The sequence below is a fragment of the Streptomyces sp. NPDC053560 genome, from assembly GCF_044544605.1.
GTDB lineage: Bacteria > Actinomycetota > Actinomycetes > Streptomycetales > Streptomycetaceae > Streptomyces.
Genome location: NZ_JBITXI010000006.1, coordinates 427,134 through 446,863 on the forward strand (window position 1 = coordinate 427,134; position 19,730 = coordinate 446,863).

At 70.4% G+C, this 19,730-nt stretch carries 22 protein-coding genes and 1 pseudogene; 11 read left to right on the forward strand and 12 right to left on the reverse strand.

Features of this window, described 5'->3' with window-relative positions; all coding sequences use genetic code 11:
• Positions 1-10: 10 nt before the first annotated feature.
• From ACIGQF_RS17330 to ACIGQF_RS17355, 6 genes and pseudogenes are all read left to right on the forward strand, one after another.
• Positions 11-319: a DUF2469 domain-containing protein gene (locus ACIGQF_RS17330; RefSeq protein ID WP_003993268.1), complete on the forward strand. Its 309-nt coding sequence runs from the start codon at positions 11-13 to the stop codon at positions 317-319.
• Positions 320-710: 391 nt separating this feature from the next.
• Positions 711-1,061 (forward strand): annotated as a pseudogene (locus tag ACIGQF_RS17335) (YraN family protein); the annotation flags it as partial.
• Positions 1,061-2,671: a YifB family Mg chelatase-like AAA ATPase gene (locus ACIGQF_RS17340; RefSeq protein ID WP_399710771.1), complete on the forward strand. Its 1,611-nt coding sequence runs from the start codon at positions 1,061-1,063 to the stop codon at positions 2,669-2,671. The pseudogene ACIGQF_RS17335 and the gene ACIGQF_RS17340, both read left to right, overlap by 1 nt.
• A complete protein-coding gene (gene dprA, locus ACIGQF_RS17345) occupies positions 2,668-3,888 on the forward strand; it encodes a DNA-processing protein DprA (protein ID WP_399710774.1) in 1,221 nt (406 codons plus the stop codon). Before ACIGQF_RS17340 ends, dprA begins: the two co-directional genes overlap by 4 nt.
• A 260-nt stretch (positions 3,889-4,148) precedes the next feature.
• Positions 4,149-4,985, forward strand: a complete 837-nt coding sequence (whiG, locus tag ACIGQF_RS17350; protein ID WP_399710776.1) for an RNA polymerase sigma factor WhiG — start codon at positions 4,149-4,151, stop codon at positions 4,983-4,985.
• Positions 4,986-5,106: 121 nt separating this feature from the next.
• Positions 5,107-5,646: a TetR/AcrR family transcriptional regulator gene (locus ACIGQF_RS17355; RefSeq protein ID WP_399710997.1), complete on the forward strand. Its 540-nt coding sequence runs from the start codon at positions 5,107-5,109 to the stop codon at positions 5,644-5,646.
• A 939-nt stretch (positions 5,647-6,585) separates the two neighbouring features.
• Here ACIGQF_RS17355 and ACIGQF_RS17360 read toward each other — a convergent pair.
• A complete protein-coding gene (locus ACIGQF_RS17360) occupies positions 6,586-7,173 on the reverse strand; it encodes a peptidoglycan DD-metalloendopeptidase family protein (RefSeq protein WP_399710778.1) in 588 nt (195 codons plus the stop codon).
• Between the two features lie 893 nt (positions 7,174-8,066).
• Here ACIGQF_RS17360 and rpsB point away from each other — a divergent pair.
• From rpsB to ACIGQF_RS17385, 5 genes are all read left to right on the forward strand, one after another.
• Positions 8,067-8,957: a 30S ribosomal protein S2 gene (rpsB, locus tag ACIGQF_RS17365; protein WP_361556308.1), complete on the forward strand. Its 891-nt coding sequence runs from the start codon at positions 8,067-8,069 to the stop codon at positions 8,955-8,957.
• Between the two features lie 101 nt (positions 8,958-9,058).
• Positions 9,059-9,895, forward strand: coding sequence for a translation elongation factor Ts (tsf, locus tag ACIGQF_RS17370; RefSeq protein ID WP_399710781.1), 837 nt, complete (start codon positions 9,059-9,061; stop codon positions 9,893-9,895).
• Between the two features lie 204 nt (positions 9,896-10,099).
• Positions 10,100-10,864: a UMP kinase gene (pyrH, locus tag ACIGQF_RS17375; protein ID WP_361556314.1), complete on the forward strand. Its 765-nt coding sequence runs from the start codon at positions 10,100-10,102 to the stop codon at positions 10,862-10,864.
• A 296-nt stretch (positions 10,865-11,160) separates the two neighbouring features.
• Entirely contained in the window at positions 11,161-11,718 is a 558-nt protein-coding gene (gene frr / locus ACIGQF_RS17380) for a ribosome recycling factor (protein ID WP_399710783.1), read from the forward strand.
• Entirely contained in the window at positions 11,718-12,848 is a 1,131-nt protein-coding gene (locus tag ACIGQF_RS17385) for a phosphatidate cytidylyltransferase (protein WP_399710786.1), read from the forward strand. The genes frr and ACIGQF_RS17385 overlap by 1 nt, the downstream gene beginning before the upstream one ends.
• 151 nt (positions 12,849-12,999) lie before the next feature.
• Here the strand turns inward: ACIGQF_RS17385 and ACIGQF_RS17390 are convergent, their stop codons facing one another.
• From ACIGQF_RS17390 to ACIGQF_RS17440, 11 genes are all read right to left on the reverse strand, one after another.
• Positions 13,000-13,248, reverse strand: a complete 249-nt coding sequence (locus ACIGQF_RS17390) for an SCO4226 family nickel-binding protein (protein ID WP_399710788.1) — start codon at positions 13,246-13,248, stop codon at positions 13,000-13,002.
• A gap of 321 nt (positions 13,249-13,569) precedes the next feature.
• A complete protein-coding gene (locus ACIGQF_RS17395) occupies positions 13,570-14,820 on the reverse strand; it encodes a tyrosine-type recombinase/integrase (protein ID WP_399710790.1) in 1,251 nt (416 codons plus the stop codon).
• Positions 14,820-15,017, reverse strand: a complete 198-nt coding sequence (locus tag ACIGQF_RS17400; RefSeq protein WP_399710791.1) for a helix-turn-helix transcriptional regulator — start codon at positions 15,015-15,017, stop codon at positions 14,820-14,822. The genes ACIGQF_RS17395 and ACIGQF_RS17400 overlap by 1 nt, the downstream gene beginning before the upstream one ends.
• On the reverse strand, positions 15,014-16,411 hold the full coding sequence (repSA, locus tag ACIGQF_RS17405; RefSeq protein ID WP_399710793.1) for a replication initiator protein RepSA: 1,398 nt from the start codon (positions 16,409-16,411) through the stop codon (positions 15,014-15,016). The genes ACIGQF_RS17400 and repSA overlap by 4 nt, the downstream gene beginning before the upstream one ends.
• Entirely contained in the window at positions 16,408-16,593 is a 186-nt protein-coding gene (locus ACIGQF_RS17410; RefSeq protein WP_399710795.1) for a hypothetical protein, read from the reverse strand. The genes repSA and ACIGQF_RS17410 overlap by 4 nt, the downstream gene beginning before the upstream one ends.
• Before the next feature lie 92 nt (positions 16,594-16,685).
• Complete coding sequence (locus tag ACIGQF_RS17415; RefSeq protein WP_399710797.1) at positions 16,686-16,955, reverse strand: hypothetical protein; 270 nt, start codon at positions 16,953-16,955, stop codon at positions 16,686-16,688.
• A gap of 22 nt (positions 16,956-16,977) precedes the next feature.
• Positions 16,978-17,133 carry a hypothetical protein gene (locus ACIGQF_RS17420; RefSeq protein ID WP_399710799.1) on the reverse strand — a complete coding sequence of 52 codons (156 nt, stop codon included), beginning with the start codon at positions 17,131-17,133 and terminating at the stop codon, positions 16,978-16,980.
• Positions 17,134-17,144: 11 nt separating this feature from the next.
• Positions 17,145-17,333, reverse strand: coding sequence for a mobile element transfer protein (locus tag ACIGQF_RS17425; RefSeq protein WP_399710800.1), 189 nt, complete (start codon positions 17,331-17,333; stop codon positions 17,145-17,147).
• Between the two features lie 13 nt (positions 17,334-17,346).
• Positions 17,347-18,081, reverse strand: coding sequence for a DUF2637 domain-containing protein (locus tag ACIGQF_RS17430; RefSeq protein WP_399710802.1), 735 nt, complete (start codon positions 18,079-18,081; stop codon positions 17,347-17,349).
• A gap of 68 nt (positions 18,082-18,149) precedes the next feature.
• Positions 18,150-18,296, reverse strand: coding sequence for a hypothetical protein (locus tag ACIGQF_RS17435; protein ID WP_399710805.1), 147 nt, complete (start codon positions 18,294-18,296; stop codon positions 18,150-18,152).
• A gap of 85 nt (positions 18,297-18,381) precedes the next feature.
• A complete protein-coding gene (locus tag ACIGQF_RS17440) occupies positions 18,382-19,728 on the reverse strand; it encodes an FtsK/SpoIIIE domain-containing protein (protein WP_399710807.1) in 1,347 nt (448 codons plus the stop codon).
• Positions 19,729-19,730: the final 2 nt, after the last annotated feature.

Below are 19,730 nucleotides of genomic sequence, written 5' to 3' on the forward strand. Positions count from 1 at the left end.
GGGATCTGCCATGAGCGCCGAGGACCTCGAAAAGTACGAGACCGAGATGGAGCTGAAGCTCTACCGGGAGTACCGAGATGTCGTCGGGCTGTTCAAATACGTGATTGAGACCGAGCGCCGGTTCTACCTCACCAACGACTACGAGATGCAGGTGCATTCCGTTCAGGGTGAGGTCTTCTTCGAAGTTTCCATGGCGGACGCATGGGTCTGGGACATGTACCGCCCCGCCAGGTTCGTGAAGCAGGTGCGCGTACTCACGTTCAAGGACGTGAACATCGAGGAGCTGAACAAGAGCGACCTCGAACTGCCGAGCGGCTGAGGGACCGTTTCCGCGTGATCGGCCGCGGAGGGGCCTCGTTCCCTCCAATGGGTGACGGGGTTATGCACAGCCGTCGGGTTTTCCACCAAGATCCAATACTTGGCGGCTGAGGCGTCACTGTCGGTGCCGGAGGTGGTGCCGGATGAACGCCACAGCAGAGAACACCGCAGTCGGAAGCGGTGCAGCGGACCCTGGATCAGGCCGGACAGCCCCCGGGCCCGACGAGACAGGCCCCGGATCGGGTCGGTCAGGCCCCGGATCGGGCCGAGCGGGCCCTGGATCGGGTCGGTCAGGCCCCGGATCGGCAAGATCGGCCGGATCGGCGAGGGCACGGCGCAAGCGTCCGCGGCGCCGGGGCGCCCCGGCCGGCCCCGCCCGAGCGGGTAGCCGCCGTTCAGGACTCGGACAGTACGGCGAGGACCTCGCAACGAGGTGGCTGACGGCCAACGGCATGCGCATCCTCGACCGCAACTGGCGCTGCCGCTTCGGAGAGATCGACATCGTCGCCGCCGAGGCCGACGCGTTCGTGGTGTGCGAGGTCAAGACCAGGCGCGCCGGCCCGTACGAACACCCCATGGCAGCCGTCACGCCGACCAAGGCCCGCCGCCTGTGCCTCCTCGCGGAACACTGGACCGCGGCACACGGCGGCCCGCCCCCGGGTGGCGTACGCATCGACGTGATCGGCGTGCAGCTCCCCACCCGCGGCGCGCCCCTCGTGACCCACGTACGGGGGGTGACCTGATGGGATTCGCCCGTACGTGCTCCGTCGCGCTGGTCGGCGTCGAAGGCGTCGTCGTCGAGGTGCAGGCCGACCTCGAACCAGGCGTCGCCGCCTTCACCCTCGTCGGCCTCCCCGACAAGAGCCTCATCGAATCACGCGACCGGGTGCGGGCCGCGGTGGTCAACTCCGGCTCCGAGTGGCCGCAGAAGAAGCTGACCGTCGGCCTCAGCCCGGCCTCCGTTCCCAAGGGCGGCAGCGGCTTCGACCTGGCCGTCGCCTGCGCCGTCCTGGGCGCCGCCGAACTCATCGACCCGCGCGAGCTCACCGACCTCGTCATGATCGGCGAACTCGGTCTCGACGGCCGGGTGCGCCCCGTACGCGGTGTGCTGCCCGCTGTCCTCGCCGCCGCCGACGCGGGGTACCGCCAGGTGGTCGTCCCCGAGCGGACCGCCGCCGAGGCCTCGCTCGTGCCGGGCGTCTCCGTCCTGGGCGTCCGGAGCCTGCGCCAGCTCATCGCCGTCCTCACCGACGGACCCGTCCCCGAGGAGGAGGACGAAGCCGATGAGCCCGGCCGTCCGGACCCGCTGCTCGCCGGGCTGGTCGTCCCGGGAGCCGGGTCCTGTGCCGGACCGGCTCCCGAGGGGCGGCCGCCGGATCTGGCGGAAGTCGCAGGCCAGCACGGTGCCCGGCGCGCCCTGGAGATCGCCGCCGCCGGACGGCACCACATCTTCCTGAAGGGACCGCCCGGCGCCGGCAAGACCATGCTCGCCGAACGGCTCCCCGGGCTCCTGCCGCCCCTGTCGCCCAAGGAGTCACTGGAGGTCACCGCGGTGCACTCGGTGGCGGGCATGCTCCCGCCCGGCCAGCCGCTGGTCAGCCGCCCGCCGTACTGCGCACCGCACCACTCCGCCACCATGGCCTCCCTGGTGGGCGGCGGCAGCGGACTGCCCCGCCCCGGCGCGGTGTCCCTCGCCCACCGCGGCGTCCTGTTCGTCGACGAAGCCGCCGAATGCAGCGCCAAGGTGCTCGACGCGCTGCGCCAGCCCCTCGAAGCCGGTCACGTCGTGGTCGCCCGCGCCGCCGGAATGATGCGGCTCCCGGCGTCCTTCATGCTGGTCCTGGCCGCGAACCCCTGTCCCTGCGGGCGTTACGGCACCGTCGCGGGCGGCTGCGAGTGCCGCCCTTCCTCGATCACCCGATACCGTGCACGGCTCTCCGGGCCGCTCATGGACCGGATCGACCTGCGGATCGCCGTCGAGCCGGTCGCCCGCAGCGAACTGGTCGCGGGTACGCGCGGCGAATCCACTGCCACCGTCGCCGACCGGATCCGCGCCGCCAGAGAACGCGCAGCCCACCGTTTCGAGGGCACGCCCTGGCACACGAACAACGAAGTCCCCGGTCACGAGCTGCGCACCCGGTGGTCCGTGGCTCCGGGCGCACTCGTCCAGGCGGAGCGCGACCTGGAGAACGGCCTGCTCACCGCCCGCGGCCTGGACCGCGTACTGCGCGTCGCCTGGACCGCGGCCGACCTCGCGGGCCGTGACCGGCCGACGGCCGAGGATGTCGACCGGGCCCTGGAGCTGCGCACCGGCGTCCGCCGCGGCGTCCCCCTGGCGGTGAGCCGATCATGACCCTCCTCGACAGCGCATCGGGCGACGGAGATACGGTCGGGCCGGCCGGTCCCGAAACGGGCGCAAGCCCCGTTCCCGAGCCGGAGCGCCTTGCCAGGGCAGCCCTCACCCGTGTCCTGGAACCGGGCGACGAGGTCGCCGGGAGATGGCTGCGGCGAAGGGGACCGGTGGCGCTCTGGCGCTCACTCCTCGGCACGGACGACCCGCCCGAAGGCGTCGGCGCGGCAAAGGTGGCGGGCCTGCGGCTACGTGCCGAGCGCGCGTCGCCCGACGCCGACCTCGCCACCGTCGCCGCGCTCGGCGGCCGGTTCCTCTGCCCCGGCGACGACGAGTGGCCCCGCCAGCTGGACGACCTCGGCGATGCCCGCCCGGTAGGCCTGTGGGTACGAGGTACCGCGAACCTCCGCCTGTGGGCCCTGCGCTCCGTCGCCCTCGTCGGCGCCCGCGCCTGCACGGAGTACGGCGCACACGTGGCGGCCACCTTGGGCTCCGGACTCGCCGAGCGCGGGTGGTCGGTGGTGTCCGGAGCCGCGTACGGCGTGGACGGCGCCGCGCACCGGGGCGCACTGGCGGCAGGCGGCGCGACCGTCGCGGTCCTCGCCTCCGGCGTCGACCGCGTCTACCCGAGCGGCCACACCGAGCTGCTCGGGCGCATCGCCGAACAGGGCTTGATCATCGCGGAACTACCGCCGGGCGATCATCCGACCCGCAGCCGATTCATCCAGCGCAACCGTGTGATCGCCGCCCTCACCCGAGGCACGGTCGTGGTCGAGGCAGCGCTGCGCAGCGGTTCGCTGGCCACCGCTCGACGGGCTTCCGAGCTGGGACGGTTCACGATGGGCGTGCCCGGCCCGGTCACCAGCAGCCTGTCGGCCGGCGTCCACCAACTGCTCAGAGGCGAGGCCGCGGTGGTTGCCGACGCGGCCGAGGTCGTCGAACTGGTCGGCAGCATCGGCGACCTGGCCCCCGAACGGCGCGGTCCGGTCCTGGCGCGCGACCTGCTGGACCCGACGGCCGCACGCCTGCTCGAAGTGCTCCCCATACGAGGGGCGGCCGACATCCGGCAGATCGCCTGTGATGCGGGTACGGCCCTGGAAGTGACCCAAGCGAAGCTCTTCGAACTGCAGGCGCTCGGATTCGTTCAAAGATGCGGATCTCGCTGGGAGTTGCCTCTCCGCGGCCATTCGGCGGGAGGTTACCGGCGAGGCGGTCCTTGACCTGGGGCGAACGGGTGAAAAGGTGAGGGGGATGACCGCAGAATGCATCTTTGCGAGTTTCGCGTGGACGACTGCGAAGTCGCCCGCCGTCATCCGAGGGTGCGGACTACCGGACGAATCTGCGCACTCCCGAACACGCTCTGATCGCACACTGCGACGGCGTAGTCACGCTACGCTCGCAAGGCATCCGCCCTCCACGGACCACACGACCCTCACGCACCTCTTCACCAGCGTCTCGGCAGAACGGCTCAAGGCGACGAATGCCCCAGCACACTTCCGGGTCTGACCGCGCGGCGGTACCTCCCGCCGCCCGCGGCAGCGTGCGCCCGGCAGCGCCCACCTCGCTAGAGGAGCTCTGGCGCTCCTACAAGGCGACGGGCGACGAACGGCTGCGGGAGCAACTGATCCTGCACTACTCACCGCTGGTCAAATACGTCGCGGGCCGCGTCAGCGTCGGCCTCCCGCCCAACGTCGAGCAGGCCGACTTCGTCTCCAGCGGTGTGTTCGGGCTGATCGACGCCATCGAGAAATTCGAGCCGGAACGGTCCATCAAGTTCGAGACGTACGCGATCACCCGCATCCGCGGTGCGATGATCGACGAACTGCGGGCCCTGGACTGGATCCCCCGCTCGGTCCGCCAAAAGGCACGGGCCGTCGAGCGCGCGTACGCCACGCTCGAAGCGCAGCTGCGCCGCACCCCCTCCGAAGCCGAGGTTGCCGCGGAGATGGGCATCCCGATCGAGGAACTGCACGCCGTCTTCAGCCAGTTGTCCCTCGCCAACGTCGTCGCCCTCGAAGAACTGCTGCACGCCGGCGGCGAGAGCGGCGAGCGGCTGAGCCTGATGGACACCCTCGAGGACACGGCCGCCGAGAACCCGGTCGAGATCGCCGAGGACCGTGAGCTCCGCCGGCTGCTCGCCCGGGCCATCAACACGCTCCCCGAACGCGAGAAGACCGTCGTCACGCTCTACTACTACGAAGGGCTGACCCTCGCCGAAATCGGCAACGTCCTCGGTGTCACCGAGAGCCGGGTCAGCCAGATCCACACCAAGTCCGTCCTCCAGCTGCGCGCCAAGCTCGCCGACGTGGGCCGCTGACCACCGCTGACGCCGCGCGCCACGCTTTACACCGTGCCGCGGAGTGCCACTGCCGGGGACGCATCCGTACAGTGGTGGCGTGCCCAGGATTCGAGCGGCCTCAGTGGCCGAGCACCGGACCATGCAGCGCGACGCCCTGTTGGACGCTGCTCGTACCTTGCTGTCCGAAGGCGGTACGGAGGCCCTGTCCTTCCCCGCCCTCGCCGAGCGAACGGGCCTCGCGCGCTCCTCCGTGTACGAGTACTTCCGCTCCCGCGCCGCCGTCGTCGAAGAGCTCTGCGCGGTCGACTTCCCGGTATGGGCCGCTGAGGTCGAAGCCGCGATGGAGCGCGTCGAGACGCCCGAGGAGAAGATCGAGGCGTACGTACGGCAGCAGCTCGCCCTCGTCGGCGACCGCCGGCACCGCGCTGTCGTGGCGATCTCGGCAGGCGAGCTGGACGCCGGTGCCCGCGAGAAGATCCGCGCCGCGCACGGTGGCCTCATCGCCATGATCGTCGAGGCCCTGGCGGCGCTCGGCCACGAGCAGCCGAGGCTCGCCGCGATGCTCCTGCAGGGCGTCGTCGACGCCGCGGTCCGCAGGATCGAACTGGGGGCTGCGGAGGACCCGGCGGAGATCACGGAGGCGGCGGTGGCAATGACCCTCCGCGGCGTCCGAGGCTGACTCTCCCGCCTCCCCCCCCGCCCCCCTCCACCACCACCTCCGAGACAATCCAGCCCGGCCAGCCCAGCCCAGCCCGGCCCGGCCCAGCTCAGCCCGGCTCAGTTCGATCGGGTCCAGCCCAGCTCGGCCAGGCCCAGTCCGGTACGGCCCGGCTCAACCCAGCCCGGCCAGGCCCAGCACGCGCCGACGGCCTTGCCCCTCCAGCCGCGGCCGAGCCCACGTCGGCCGTGCCCGGACCCGGCGTCGGCCTTGTCCAGGGGCCCGCGTCGGGCTCGCCCAGGGCTCGGCGTCGGCCGTGCCCGGACTCGGCGTCGGCCTTGTCCAGGGGCCCGCGTCGGGCTCGCCCAGGGCTCGGCGTCGGCCGTGCCCGGACCCTGCATCGGTCTTGCCCAGGGCTCAGCGTCGGTCGTTCCCGGCCCCGGTTTCGGTTTGCCCGCAGCTCGGCGTCGGTCGTGCCTTCGACCGGGTGTCGGGCGTGGCCATAGCCTGGCTTCACCCTCGGCCGTAGACCGGTTCCACCGGCCGTAGCTCAGATCCAGCGCCGGCCGTCCCCCCAGGGCTCAGCGTCGGTCGTTCCCGCGACCACGGCTGGCTGTGCCCCCCCAGCGCTGGGGCACGCTCGCGGCCCCGAAGGTGGCCGCGTCCGCGCCTGAGGGGGACCGGCTCAGCGCCCGAGGGGTTGGCTCAGGGCCCGGACGTGGCCCCGCACGCGCCCGAGGGGGCCGACTCAGCGCGAATGTGGCCCCGCCCGGCCCCCGCCCGCGGGTGGCTGTGCCCGTGTCCAGGGACGGCCGCGCCGGCTCAGTGCCGGCCGTTCTCTCGTCGGTGCCCTTTCGGCCCGGGGCGGTGCTTGCCCTCGACGTCGGTCGTCGCGCTCGTGTCGTTGCTGGGAGCGTCCTGGTCAGGGGTTGCGCCGCCGTGTCCGTATGTGTCCAGGGACTACAAGGGCGTCGCCTCCTTTCGGTTCTCTTCGGGGGCTTTTCTGTGGTGTAGGCGGGTGTGGGACCAGGCTGCTGTCGCTGCCAGCGCGATGGCTGCGGTGATTGTGATGAGGCCGGTGTTGGGGGCGAGGGCGGTTGCTGTGGGGGAGAGGGGTGGGGGTCGGGTTTTGTCGGCAGGGGGCCTGGCCGGGGGTTCGGGGATGGGGAAGACCGGGAGCAGGCGGCGTGCGGCGTTCGCGAGCAGGGACGGTGGGAGGAGGGAGAGCGGGTCCAGGTACGCGCGGCCGCGGCGCAGGCCCCAGTGGAGGCAGGCGGTGTCGCAGTGGTACGGGCCGGACTGGAGGACGGCGACGGGCTGGCCCGCTCTGACCTGGGCGCCTTTGCCGACCGTGGGGCGTACCGGTTCGTAGGTCGTGCGGAGCGGTGGTCGGCCGGTGCCGGACAGGGCGATGGTCAGTACGCCGCGGCCGGCGACCTTGCCCGCGAACGCGACGCGGCCGGGGGCTGCTGCTCGTACGGTCGCTCCGGCACGTGCGGCGAGGTCCACGCCGCGGTGGCCCGCCGCCCAAGGGGTGGATGGGGGCAACCAGGGGCGCAGGACGATGGGGCGCGCGCCTGTTGTGCCGGAGATCGGCCAGGCGCGGGTTGCGGATGTTCCGCTGGGGGCGTGCTCCGCCGAAGGGGGGCGGTCGGTGGTCGGAGCGCGAGCGCCGTGGGCATCCGCCGCCACCGCAGGTGGCGGAGCGGGGAAGGGGGCCGGCCCGACCAGGAACACGAAGCCGATGACGCATCCCGCGACGCAGCCGATGGCGCCGGTGAGGGCATGGGTGAGGGCGTGAGCGGTAGTGCCCGCGCTGCCCGCACCACCCGCGCTACCCCCACCACCCGCCGTGCCCCGATCGGGACGGGGCGGCGAGAGGCGGCTGGCTGTAGAGGGACAGGGGCGAGTGAGCTGGCGTGACTGGCCTGACTGGCATGACTGGCGCATGAGCTGACCGTGGCGCATGCCGGCCGAGGTCGGGGGATCTTGGGCAGGGGCTGTGGACGGCGGTCTGGGTGTGGATAAGGCTGTAACCCGTGTGAGTGTCGGAGCAGGCATTGAACAGTCATGACGTACCCGGCCCACGCTGTACGGCGAGGTCGGCCAGGTACGGCGACGTGCGGCGAAGCCACGCGCATCCGAAGCTTCACCTCCCGTCCCCTTCCGGCGGCATGTCGCTAGGCGGTTCGGCGTTCCCGTACACTTCTTGTGGCGATCCGGGTGACCGGGTCGACTTCGCACGCCCCGCCACCAGCGCGTCACTCCCCGTGCTTCACGCGAAGCGCAGTGGAGACGCAGCGCACACGGTGGCCGCGTCCCTCGGTCCTGGATAGGTGTCCCGGTTCATGCCGGAGCCCCCGTGCAGGCAGGCGCGCAGGGGCGTCAGGCACAGCGGCCGCCCGGCCGCGGTGGAACCGAGAAACACAAGGAGAACGGCCATGGCCGTCGTCACGATGCGGGAGCTGCTGGAGAGCGGCGTCCACTTCGGGCACCAGACCCGCCGCTGGAACCCGAAGATGAAGCGCTTCATCTTCACCGAGCGCAACGGCATCTACATCATCGACCTGCTCCAGTCGCTGTCGTACATCGACCGCGCCTACGAGTTCGTCAAGGAGACCGTCGCCCACGGCGGCTCCGTCATGTTCGTCGGCACCAAGAAGCAGGCCCAGGAGGCCATCGCGGAGCAGGCGACCCGCGTGGGCATGCCCTACGTGAACCAGCGCTGGCTCGGCGGCATGCTGACCAACTTCTCGACCGTCTACAAGCGTCTGCAGCGCCTCAAGGAGCTCGAGCAGATCGACTTCGAGGACGTCGCGGCCTCCGGTCTCACCAAGAAGGAGCTTCTCGTGCTCTCGCGCGAGAAGGCCAAGCTGGAGAAGACCCTCGGCGGTATCCGCGAGATGCAGAAGGTGCCCAGCGCCGTCTGGATCGTGGACACCAAGAAGGAGCACATCGCGGTCGGCGAGGCCCGGAAGCTCAACATCCCGGTCGTCGCCATCCTCGACACCAACTGCGACCCCGACGAGGTCGACTACAAGATCCCGGGCAACGACGACGCGATCCGCTCCGTCACCCTGCTCACCCGCGTGATCGCCGACGCCGTCGCCGAGGGCCTCATCGCCCGCTCCGGTGGTGCCGAGGCCAAGGGCGAGAAGGCCGCCGGCGAGCCGCTGGCCGAGTGGGAGCGTGACCTGCTCGAGGGCGAGAAGAAGGCCGAGGAGCCCAAGGCCGACGAGGCCAAGGCCGAGGAGAAGCCGGCCGAGGCTGCTGCCGAGGCCCCCGCCGCCGAGGCCGAGAAGCCGGCCGAGGCCGAGGCCGAGCAGGCCTGACACCTCAGCATCGGATGATGACGGCGGGGGCCGGTGCCACAAGCGCCGCCCCCGCCGTTCACCCGTAGATCTTTCGACTTTCGAGAAGAGATTCACAGATCATGGCGAACTACACCGCCGCTGACGTCAAGAAGCTCCGCGAGCTCACCGGCGCCGGCATGATGGACTGCAAGAAGGCGCTGGACGAGGCCGACGGCAACGTCGACAAGGCCGTCGAGGCGCTGCGCATCAAGGGCCAGAAGGGCGTCGCCAAGCGCGAGGGCCGGTCCGCCGAGAACGGCGCCGTCGTCTCCCTCATCGCCGACGACAACACCTCCGGTGTCATCGTCGAGCTGAAGTGTGAGACGGACTTCGTCGCCAAGGGTGACAAGTTCCAGGCCGTCGCCAAGCAGATCGCCGAGCACGTCGCCGCCACCAAGCCGGCCGACATCCAGGCCCTGCTCGCCTCCGAGATCGAGGCCGGCAAGACCGTCCAGGCGTTCGTCGACGAGGCCAACGCGAACCTGGGCGAGAAGATCGTCCTGGACCGCTTCGCGCAGTTCACCGACGGCTTCGTGACCGCGTACATGCACCGCACCATGCCCGACCTGCCCCCGCAGATCGGCGTCCTCGTCGAGCTCGACAAGGAGAACGCCGAGGTCGCCAAGGGCATCGCGCAGCACATCGCCGCGTTCGCGCCGAAGTACCTGTCCCGCGAGGACGTGCCGGCCGACGTCGTCGAGGCCGAGCGCCGTGTCGCCGAGGAGACCACGCGTGCGGAGGGCAAGCCCGAGGCTGCCCTGCCGAAGATCGTCGAGGGTCGCGTCAACGGCTTCTTCAAGGAGGCGACGCTGCTCGGTCAGCCGTACGCCCTCGACAACAAGAAGTCCGTCGAGAAGGTCCTCCAGGAGGCCGGTGTCACCCTGAAGCGCTTCGCGCGCATCAAGGTCGGCATCTGAGTCGAGCCGAAACCCTGCCGCCGGGCCACGGCCTTCAGGGCCGGGCCTGTCGCAGGGCAGCGAATGACCCGCGGCCCCGCTAGGGTCGTACGCAGTCGGCCGCTCACCGGTCGGCCGCAGATGTGACGAGGAGGCCATTGCCGCACAGGGATCTGACCAGTTCCCCGGCAATGGCCTTCTTCGTATGTGCACGAGGAGAGCGCAATGAATCACGGTGCCGACGGCGCGGACAAAGCCCACAAAAAGGGGAAGGGCCGCTTCCTTCTGAAGCTTTCGGGGGAGGCGTTCGCCGGCGGCGGAGGTCTGGGTGTCGACCCGGACGTCGTGCACGCCATCGCCCGTGAGATCTCGGCCGTGGTCAGTGACGGGTACGAGATCGCCATCGTGATCGGCGGCGGCAACTTCTTCCGCGGCGCCGAGCTGCAGCAGCGCGGCATGGACCGCGCCCGCAGCGACTACATGGGCATGCTCGGCACGGTCATGAACTGCCTGGCCCTCCAGGACTTCCTGGAGAAGGAGGGCATCGACTGCCGCGTGCAGACCGCCATCACCATGGGCCAGGTCGCCGAGCCGTACATCCCGCTGCGCGCCATCCGCCACCTGGAGAAGGACCGCGTGGTCATCTTCGGCGCGGGCATGGGCATGCCGTACTTCTCCACCGACACCACCGCCGCCCAGCGCGCTCTGGAGATCGACGCGCAGGCCATGCTGATGGGCAAGAACGGGGTCGACGGCGTCTACGACTCCGACCCCAAGAAGAACCCCGACGCGGTGAAGTTCGACGCGCTGGAGTACGGCGAGGTCATCACCCGCGACCTGAAGGTCGCCGATGCCACCGCCATCACGCTGTGCCGGGACAACAAGCTTCCGATCCTCGTCTTCGAGCTGCTCGCAGAGGGCAATATCGCGCGCGCCGTAAAGGGTGAGAAGATCGGCACGCTCGTCAGCGATCAGGGCACCAGGGCCTGACGGCCCGCACCGCCGCGATCCGTACGGGCAGCAGGTGTCCGTACGATCCGTACGGGCATCCCGTGCCCGTCCGTACGATCCGTAGGGGCAGCACGTGCCGACCGTACGAGCCGTACGGGAAGCACGAGTTCGCCGGTACGAGCCGTACGGACGGCAGCCCGTACGCGCGGCAACTCCCGGCCGTGGGAAGAGCACGGCACGGGGATGGACAACCGCCTGCCGGTCGGACACCGTGCAGGAGAAGACGCGCGCAGGGGCGAGGCTCTGCTTCTTACGATTAAGACCAGGAGCAAGTGGTGATCGAAGAGATCCTCCTCGAGGCCGAGGAGAAGATGGAGAAGGCCGTCGTGGTCGCCAAGGAGGACTTCGCCGCGATCCGCACCGGGCGTGCGCACCCGGCGATGTTCAACAAGATCGTGGCGGACTACTACGGTGCCTTGACGCCGATCAACCAGCTGGCGTCGTTCTCGGTGCCCGAGCCGCGGATGGCCGTGGTGACCCCGTTCGACAAGAGCGCGCTGCGCAACATCGAGCAGGCCATCCGCGACTCCGACCTCGGCGTCAACCCGAGCAACGACGGCAACATCATTCGCGTGAACTTCCCCGAGCTCACCGAAGAGCGCCGCAAGGAGTTCATCAAGGTCGCCAAGAACAAGGCCGAGGACGCGAAGATCTCGATCCGCAGCATCCGCCGCAAGGCCAAGGAGACCCTCGACAAGCTCGTCAAGGACAAGGAGTCCGGCGAGGACGAGGTGCGCCGCGCCGAGAAGGAGCTCGACGACACCACCGCGAAGTACGTCGCGCAGGTGGACGAGCTGCTCAAGCACAAGGAATCCGAGCTGCTCGAGGTCTGATGAACGAGTCATCCTGGGGGGCCCGCCCCACGCCCTCGGCAGGCGGGACCCCACCCGGCGCCGGTCCGTGGCCACCTGGCACGGTACCGGCAGCCCCGTCGGCGGGTCCCGTGCACGACTGGGCCGCGGCAGCGCAGACTCGGCCCATGCCCACCGTGCCCGACGCAGGCGGAGACCAGGACGACCACCGGGACGAACGGGGGGCCGCTCGGCAGAGTGGCCCCCTCTTCCACGATGACCAGCACCGGGAACCCATGCCCACAACCCCGCCGGCACCGGACGACAGCCCCTCCCCGGAGAAGCCGGCGAAGAAGAGCGCGGGCCGCAACCTGCGGGCCGCCATAGGGGTGGGCGTCGGCCTCGGCGTGATCATCGTGCTCTCGCTGTTCGTCTACAAGCCCGTCTTCGTGGGCGTCGTCGCGGTCGCCGTGGTCGTCGGGCTCTGGGAGCTGACCTCCCGGCTCGCGGAGCGCAAGGACATCCGCGTGCCCCTGGTGCCGCTCGCGGTCGGCGGTACGGCCATGGTCGTCGCCGGATACGTACGCGGGGCCGAGGGCGCCTGGGTGGCCATGGCGCTCACCGCGCTCGCGGTCCTCGTCTGGCGCATGACGGAGCCTCCGGACAACTACCTCCGGGACGTCACGGCGGGCGTCTTCGCGGCGTTCTACGTGCCGTTCCTGGCGACGTTCGTGGCCCTCATGCTCGCGGCGGACGCGGACGGGCCGCAGCGGGTACTGACCTTCCTGCTGCTCACGGTCGTCAGCGACACCGGCGCGTACGCCGTCGGCTGGCGCTTCGGCCGTACGAAGCTCGCCCCCCGCATCAGCCCCGGCAAGACCCGCGAGGGCCTGGTCGGCGCGGTGGCCTTCGCCATGGCGGCGGGCGCGCTGTGCATGGAGTTCCTCATCGAGAACGGCGCGTGGTGGCAGGGCCTGCTCCTGGGCCTCGCCGTCGCCGCCAGCGCCACCCTCGGCGACCTCGGCGAGTCCATGATCAAGCGGGACCTGGGCATCAAGGACATGGGCACCCTGCTGCCCGGCCACGGCGGCATCATGGACCGCCTGGACTCCCTGCTGCCCACGGCCCCGGTGGTCTGGCTCCTCCTGGTCCTCTTCGTGGGCACCGGCTGACGCGCCTCCTCGCTCCACCCCACAGGCCCCCGCGCGAGCTGCGCGGGGGCCTGTGATCGTCGGGTACGCCTCCCTGCCCGCGGTTCTCCGCGGTTCTTCGCGGTTCGGGGGCCGTGCCGCCACACGGACAAGCCGTTATACGGACGAGCCGTCACACGGACAAGGGGACCGGGTGGATCTCATCGGCCCGGTGACCGGCGCGTTCGTGGATGCGCTGGACCGCGTCGGCCGAGGGGGCCTCGGAGAGGCAGTAGACCGTGCCGGACGCCGGGTCCGCCCAGGCCTTCTCGAAGTGGACGCCTTCTTCCTTCTCGATGTCGAGGTCGGCCTGGTGGGCCTGTCGCAGCTGATCGGCCGTGAGGTCCTTCATCCCGTGGTGGACGTCCATGAACTGGGCCATGACGCTGCGCCTCCTTCCGGCTCGCGCGTCCCGCCGCCGAGACGTGCCGAGCCCACGTACCAGCTCCGTCACCTCCATCGTCTGCCCGTACGCCCGCAGCGGCGACCGGACAGCCCACGGCCGGGAGGCCGCCCGGCGCCACGGCGAGGGTGACGGCCCCCACCCTTCTCCCGCCCGGGGCGGCCTCGATGATCTGCCACACTGGATGGACCATGCCTGCACCTGGAGAACTTGCGTCTCACAGGTAGCAAGAAGCCCCCTACCTGCGGTTTTCCCGCTAGTAGGGGGCTTCTGCTTGGGCCGTGGGCCGTCTGTGGGCCGTCAGGCCGCGATCTGGGCCGTTTGGGCCGGGCGGAAGATCTGATCGACGGCCCGGCGGGCGCGTTCCCTGCTGCTGGGCATCAGGTGCGCGTACACCCGCAGCGTCATCGCGGGGTCGCTGTGCCCAAGGTACTCACTCACGGCCTTGATGTTCTCCCCGGCGTCCAGGAGGACCGAGGCGTAGAAGTGGCGGAGGGCGTGCATGCCGTGCTCGCGCGCCGAGTCGTACGACTCTCCCTTGCCGGGCTCAGGGATGAGCCCAGCCGCAGCGGTGGCAGGCTTCCACTCCTGCACGTTGAAGTTGCTCCGCCAGACGATGCCACCGGCCGTGTTCGTGAACAGCAGTCGCTTCGTAACCGGGGGACCGTCAGGCTTCTTCCACGGCAGCGTGATTGGTACCGGCTTGAAGGCGTCCATGTGATCGCGAAGCGCGTCGGCGACCGAGGAGGGGAGCGGCACATCACGCTCCTTGTTGCCCTTGGGCGGCGCGAACACGGCCTTCCCACGGATGAGCTTCACCTGCCGTACGACGTGGAGTGTGTTCGCTTCGAAGTCCACGGCATCATCTTCGGCAAGCCCGATGATCTCGCCCTGACGAAGCCCGCACCCGGCGCCGGCATCGGTCATGGCTCGGTACCGCTCCGGGAGCGCGGCCCGTACGGCGAAGACCTGTTCCGGGAGCCATGGGATGACGCGACCGGACTCAACAGCCGGAGGACGTACGGACTTCGCGCTGCAGGGGTTGCGGCTGAGTAGCCCGTCATCGACAGCTGCCGACAGGACAGCCCGTACGTTGGCGTAGATGGTGCGCGCGTACGTTCCCTCGATCGGGGCATCTTCCAGAGCCCTGACGAGCTGCTGGATGTGGGACGGCCGGAAGGAGTCGAGGGGCCGCGTCCCGATCCGGGGGAAGGCGTGCAGCCGTAGCCGAGTCTCGACAGCGATCTGTGTCGTCGGATCGGTGGTCTGCGCGGTCAGCCAACGCTCGGCGAACTGCTGGAAGGTCGTCCGGGACGCCCGCGGGTCGATGTACCGGCCGCGGGACATGTCGGCTTCGATGTTGACGAGCCACTTCTCCGCGAGGCGCTTCTGCCGGTCGGGGAATGACTTGCTCTTCTCCGTGCCGTCCGGGCCGACGTAGCGGGCGCGGTAGCGCATGCCTGAGCCGTAGCGGTCGCTCTTGACCTTGCGATCCTTGCCGTCGGGGCCGGTCTCGGTCTTGTACCAGCGGTCCTGGATGTGTCCGGCCATCAGGCGGCCTCGCTCATCTGCTCAGTGACCCAGAGACGGACTACTTCGGGGTCGTAGCGGACGTGCTTGCCGACGCGGAAGCCGCGAGGGCCGGTGTGCTTGCGGCGCCACTGGTAGACGGTCTCGATCGGTACGCCGAAGAGGTCCGCGAGGTCGACTGGGGTCAGGAACCGCTCGGGCAGCGTGCGGGCGCTCATGTCCAGCTCTCCTCTGTCTCCAGTTCGGCGCGTACTTCTTTGGCGGTCTCGCGGTTGGCTTGGATCTCGCGGGCGATGTTGGCGGCGAGCCAGGATTCGCCAGGGGTGTGACCGTGGCCGGCGTAGGCCCAGTGGGCGATGACGCGGGTGGTGGCTTCGGGGTGGTCGTCGGGGTCGGGGAGGCCGAGGGCGGCGCGTTGTTGGGCGGCGCGGTAGTCGGCACGGACCTGGCGCAGGGCGCCAAGGGTGGTGGAGTACCGCCGAGATTTGGTGGAGAAGTGGCCGCGGAAGCCGAGCATGTGCGCCCAGTCACGGAGCTTGCGGCCGGGGTAGAGCGCGTGCAGGTCGAGGCAGGCGGCGATGAGCCGGGCGGGATGGTCCGGCACATCGAGGAGCACGAGGGCTTCCTTGTTGCCGATGGGGCGGTCCACGGTGCCGGTGGTCTCAGCGGCCTTGGTGGCGTACTTGGCGACGTAGGAGGCCACCGCCTGTTCGGTCAGGTCCTCATCGGCTCCGAAGGCGCCGATGCGCTTGATGTCGAGCTGTGTGCCCCAGCGCAGGACCCTTTCCGGCTGGTCGCCGACAGGATCGAGGACGATCTCAGCCCGTGCGGCGGCCGCCCGGAGCGCGTCGGTGAGCAGGTCGTAGGTGGCCCAGGCCGGGGGCGCGGTGTCGGGGCCGTCGGGTCCGTCGAAGCGGATGACGGCGTGGAAGTGGATCGCGCCGCGCTTTTGGTACTCGGCGACCTTGCCGTAGGAGACCCGGAGCTGTTCCTTGAGCGCCTTCTGGGTGATGCCGGCGCGCTTGGCCAGCTCCCGGGGCAGGTAGATGGTGACGTACCGCCACAGGTCACCGGCGTGGTTGTTCCACAGCACCGCCCCCGCATAGTCGTAGCGCTCCGGATCCAGCGCGGTCCCCAGTTCGGGGGCGTCCTCCTGGTGGTGAACGCCGCAGCGGCAGGTACGGCGACCCTTGTCCGGTCGGTTGTGCACCGGGCCGAAGGACGGCGCGGTGAGGGTGGCGAAGACGCGGGGGTGGTCGCGGACGGTCTCCGGGGTGTTCTTGGTCTGGTCGCCGGTCAGGCCCGCCCGGATGAGGTGGTAGGTGTCGCCCGCGTAGGTCCAGGCGCACGAGGGGCAGCGCGAGGCACGGCGGTTGCCGCAAGCCACCCGAAGCCGTCCACCAGGCTCGGCATCGGTGGAGTAGGCGTGCAGGACAGTGCCGGTGGCTCGGTCGACGGTCTTGGTGGCGCCAGTGAGGTGGATCGGGTCGGAGCAGCCGCCGGTGCGGCGGATCTGGTCTTCCCAGCGCTCGAAGCCGGGGGACCCGGCCACCCGGAGGAGGTCCCCCAGGGTGGTCGGGTCCAGGCCCGCCAGGGTGGCGGCGTCACTCACGCGGCCACCTCACGAGCAGCTGCACGGCGGGTCACGCTGCCGGTGCCCTCGCAGGTCCGGCAGATGACGGTGAGGGTCGTACGGGAGCCGTCGGGGTTGGTCTGGCCGGTGGTGATGGCGACGGTGGGGAAGCCGTCGCAGTCGGGGCAGAGCCGGACGCGGGCAGGGGTGTTCTCGGGCATGATGAGGAGTCCCTTTCGGGTCTGGGGATCTGGAAGGGGTCAGGCGCCCGGGGCGGCGGAAACTTGGCGGTTGAGGCCGCCCCGGGGGCCGCTTAGCGCTTGCGGGCGAGCTTGAGCGAGATACCGGCGCCTCCCACGGTGGGGACGGCGGCAGCGGCGGCCGCGACAGCGACCTTGAAGGCGACGGCCAGGACGACGATGACGAAGGCCGTGCCGAGGGAGATCGTGATGGTCAGCAGGATCGGCCCGGCGTAGGAGCGGGGCGGAGCCTGGATGACGACCACGTCACCGGGGTGGATACCGGGCGGGATCAGGCTGGCCGGGCGGTGGTTGGCGCGAAGCTGAGCGTCCGGAGAGCGCACGGTTGCCTCCCTTCGGTTGCGGTTACTTGAGGGCCGTGCTGAGGAGGGGGCCGAGGAAGCTGTCGGCGAGGAGGTAGCCGCCGAGCAGGAAGATGGCCACGAGCCACCACGGTGGGCGGACGAGCTTGACGCCGAGGATTGCGACGACGATCAAGGCGAGCCAGAGCGGGACATCCATGACGGTTCCTCCTAGGCGGAGCAGCGGTGGGTGCGGGCGGCGAGGTCGGCGGCGGAGCGGTCCCATTTCTCGACCGAGAAGCGGCAGCCGGGGGCGGTGCAGGAGGCGGTGTGCTTGGTGCGTCCACGGCCGTCGTTGTAGGAGCCGACCTGGACGGGGCCGATGCGCCGTAAGTCGTAGAAGCGGTTCGGGCGGGGCATGTCAGGTGTCCTTTCAGGCGAGTTGGGCGGTGATGGCGTCGGCGAGGGCCGGCGGGACGCCGAGCCGGGCGCGGAGGGCGTCGGCGTCGATCGGGGAGCCGGTGGTGGCCTGGTGGGTGTCGGCGACCTTGCGGGCGTGGTCCAGCAGTGCCGGCGGAACCGTAGGCGCCGACGGGGCAGGCCGAGGCGAAGGCGCAACCGCTACGGGCTCCGGCGACGGCTCGTCTGCTGCATCCGGCGCTTCTTCGGGCACCGTTTCCGGAGCGGGCAGTTCGGCCGGGGGCGGCTCGGAGGCGCGTTCGACGGTGACCGGTTCGGGGGCTGGCTCGGGCTGTGGCGTCGGTTCGACGACGAGGACGTGGACCTGCCGCATGAGGGCGCCGAAGGCCAGCAGCGCGGCGGACGGTGGCACGGCGGCGACCACGTAGTCCAGAAGCGGGGCATTGGTGCCGACTCCGGCGACGTTGAGGCCGATGCTGCCCAGCGACCCCGCGACGGTCAGGCCGATCGCCCACCAGTCGGTCACGTGCCGCAGCGCGGCGCGGAACATCAGGACCTCACCGGCCAGGATGAACAGGTCGATGGTGCCCGGCCAGGCCCACCGACGCTCCGGGGAGGAGCCGAGGCCGTGGGACTGGGCGACCGAGGCGAGATGGGCGTAGGAGAGCCAGAACGCGGCAATCGTCAGGAGCATGATCACGGCCCCGGCGACGAGGATCGCGGTGCGTTCGGCCTGAGGCTTGGTCATCGCGTCCTCTTCTCAGGCAGGGGTCGGGCAGTCCGGTACCGCCCGGTCGGGACGGGCAGCGATGGCGGTCATCGCGTGGATTCGACGTCGGGGTGGTATTCGTCGAAGGGCAGGCTGCCGCCGTTGCCGTTGCCGTCGCAGTCGGGGCAGACGGTGAGTTCGTTGGGGTTGTTCGGCTGCGGGACGAGGCGGCTGTTGTTGCAGGTGGGGCACATGAGGCTTCTCCTTGTCGGGTTTTTGGCATGGGTGGGGTAGGGACCTGGCGCGAGATGGTCGCGCCAACCGGGGAGCGGGAGGGTGTTACTCGGTGACGGGCTGGGGCTTGATCAGCGAGGGCGCGTCAGCGGTGGCGGGTTCGGCCGGCACGTGCGGGCGGAACGGGGCCAGGAAGGGCAGGTCCGGGACCAGGTGGGCGTACTCCCGGCAGACGGCTGCCGCTTGGGCCGGGGTGGTTTCGGCGGTGCGGATGCGGGACCAGCCGCCGGAGGAGTCCCCGGCCACCGCGACACCGGGCCGATTGGCGGCGATGGAGGTGGCGGCGGCCACCGCCTCAGGCGAGATGTCGTTCAGGCCCATTTCGGCGGTCTGCTTGTCGTTGACGCGGTGGACGACGCGGCCGGTGAGCTGGGCGCGCAATGTCGTGGCTCCCTTGCCCAGCTCCGAGCCGAAACGCTGACCGCAGACCTCCAGGTAGATGCCGATCGCACGGGCGAGCTGTCCCAGCCGCACCATCTGCATGACCATCCGATCCCTGCGTTCCTCCTCCTTCTTCGCAGTGGTCAAGAACAGCTCCGCCACCTCATCCACCAAGACCACCAGCGGCACCGGGCGAACGTCCTCGGGCAGGGACCACAGGTCCGAGACACCATGCATGCTGAGAAGGCCGAAGCGCTTCTCCATCTCCTCAACCAGCGCATCCAGCACCTGTGAAGCGTCCTCAGGGGTGGTGGCCAGGGCTGAGAGGCGCGGGGCGTAGGTGCTGTGCTCCACCCCGCGCTTGCAGTCGATCCCGATCAGCCCCACGTCCAGCTTGGCCAGCTCCGAGACCAGGTTGCGCTGGTACATGGACTTGCCCGACAGCGTGGCGCCCAGGGTCAGGCTGTGGGGTACCTGGCGGTAGTCGCGCACGAACACCGACCCGTCCTCTCGCAAAGCCACCGGTACCACCATCGGCCCCGAAGCCTTCCGCCGACGCGGCATCCTCACCCGGCGCAGCACGTCGTAGCCGGTCATCCGCAGCTCCACCACGCCGGGCTTGGTCTCGGCGACGGTGACGGAGTGGACGCCCCAGGCGTGCCGCAGCCGTTCCGTGGCCGCCGCGATGTCCGAGGTCTCCAGCCCTGCTGGGAGCCGCAGCGTAGCCACCAGCCCGGTGGAGGTGCCGCGTACCCGACGTACCTTGGGCGGTACGGGTTGGACCTCGCGGCGGGCGACGTTGCGGACCATGAACGCCCGCAGCTTCGACGGCTGTACCGTCAGCCCGCACACGTCCATCGTGGTGCCATACGTCCAGGTGAACCGGCCAACCGTGACCGGGAGCCCGACCAGCGACCAGTACACGCGCGGGGCATGGCCCTTGGCGTAGCCGAGGCCACCCGCACCGGCGAGAGCACCGGTGGCCTCCAGCACCATGGTCAGGTCCGCCATGA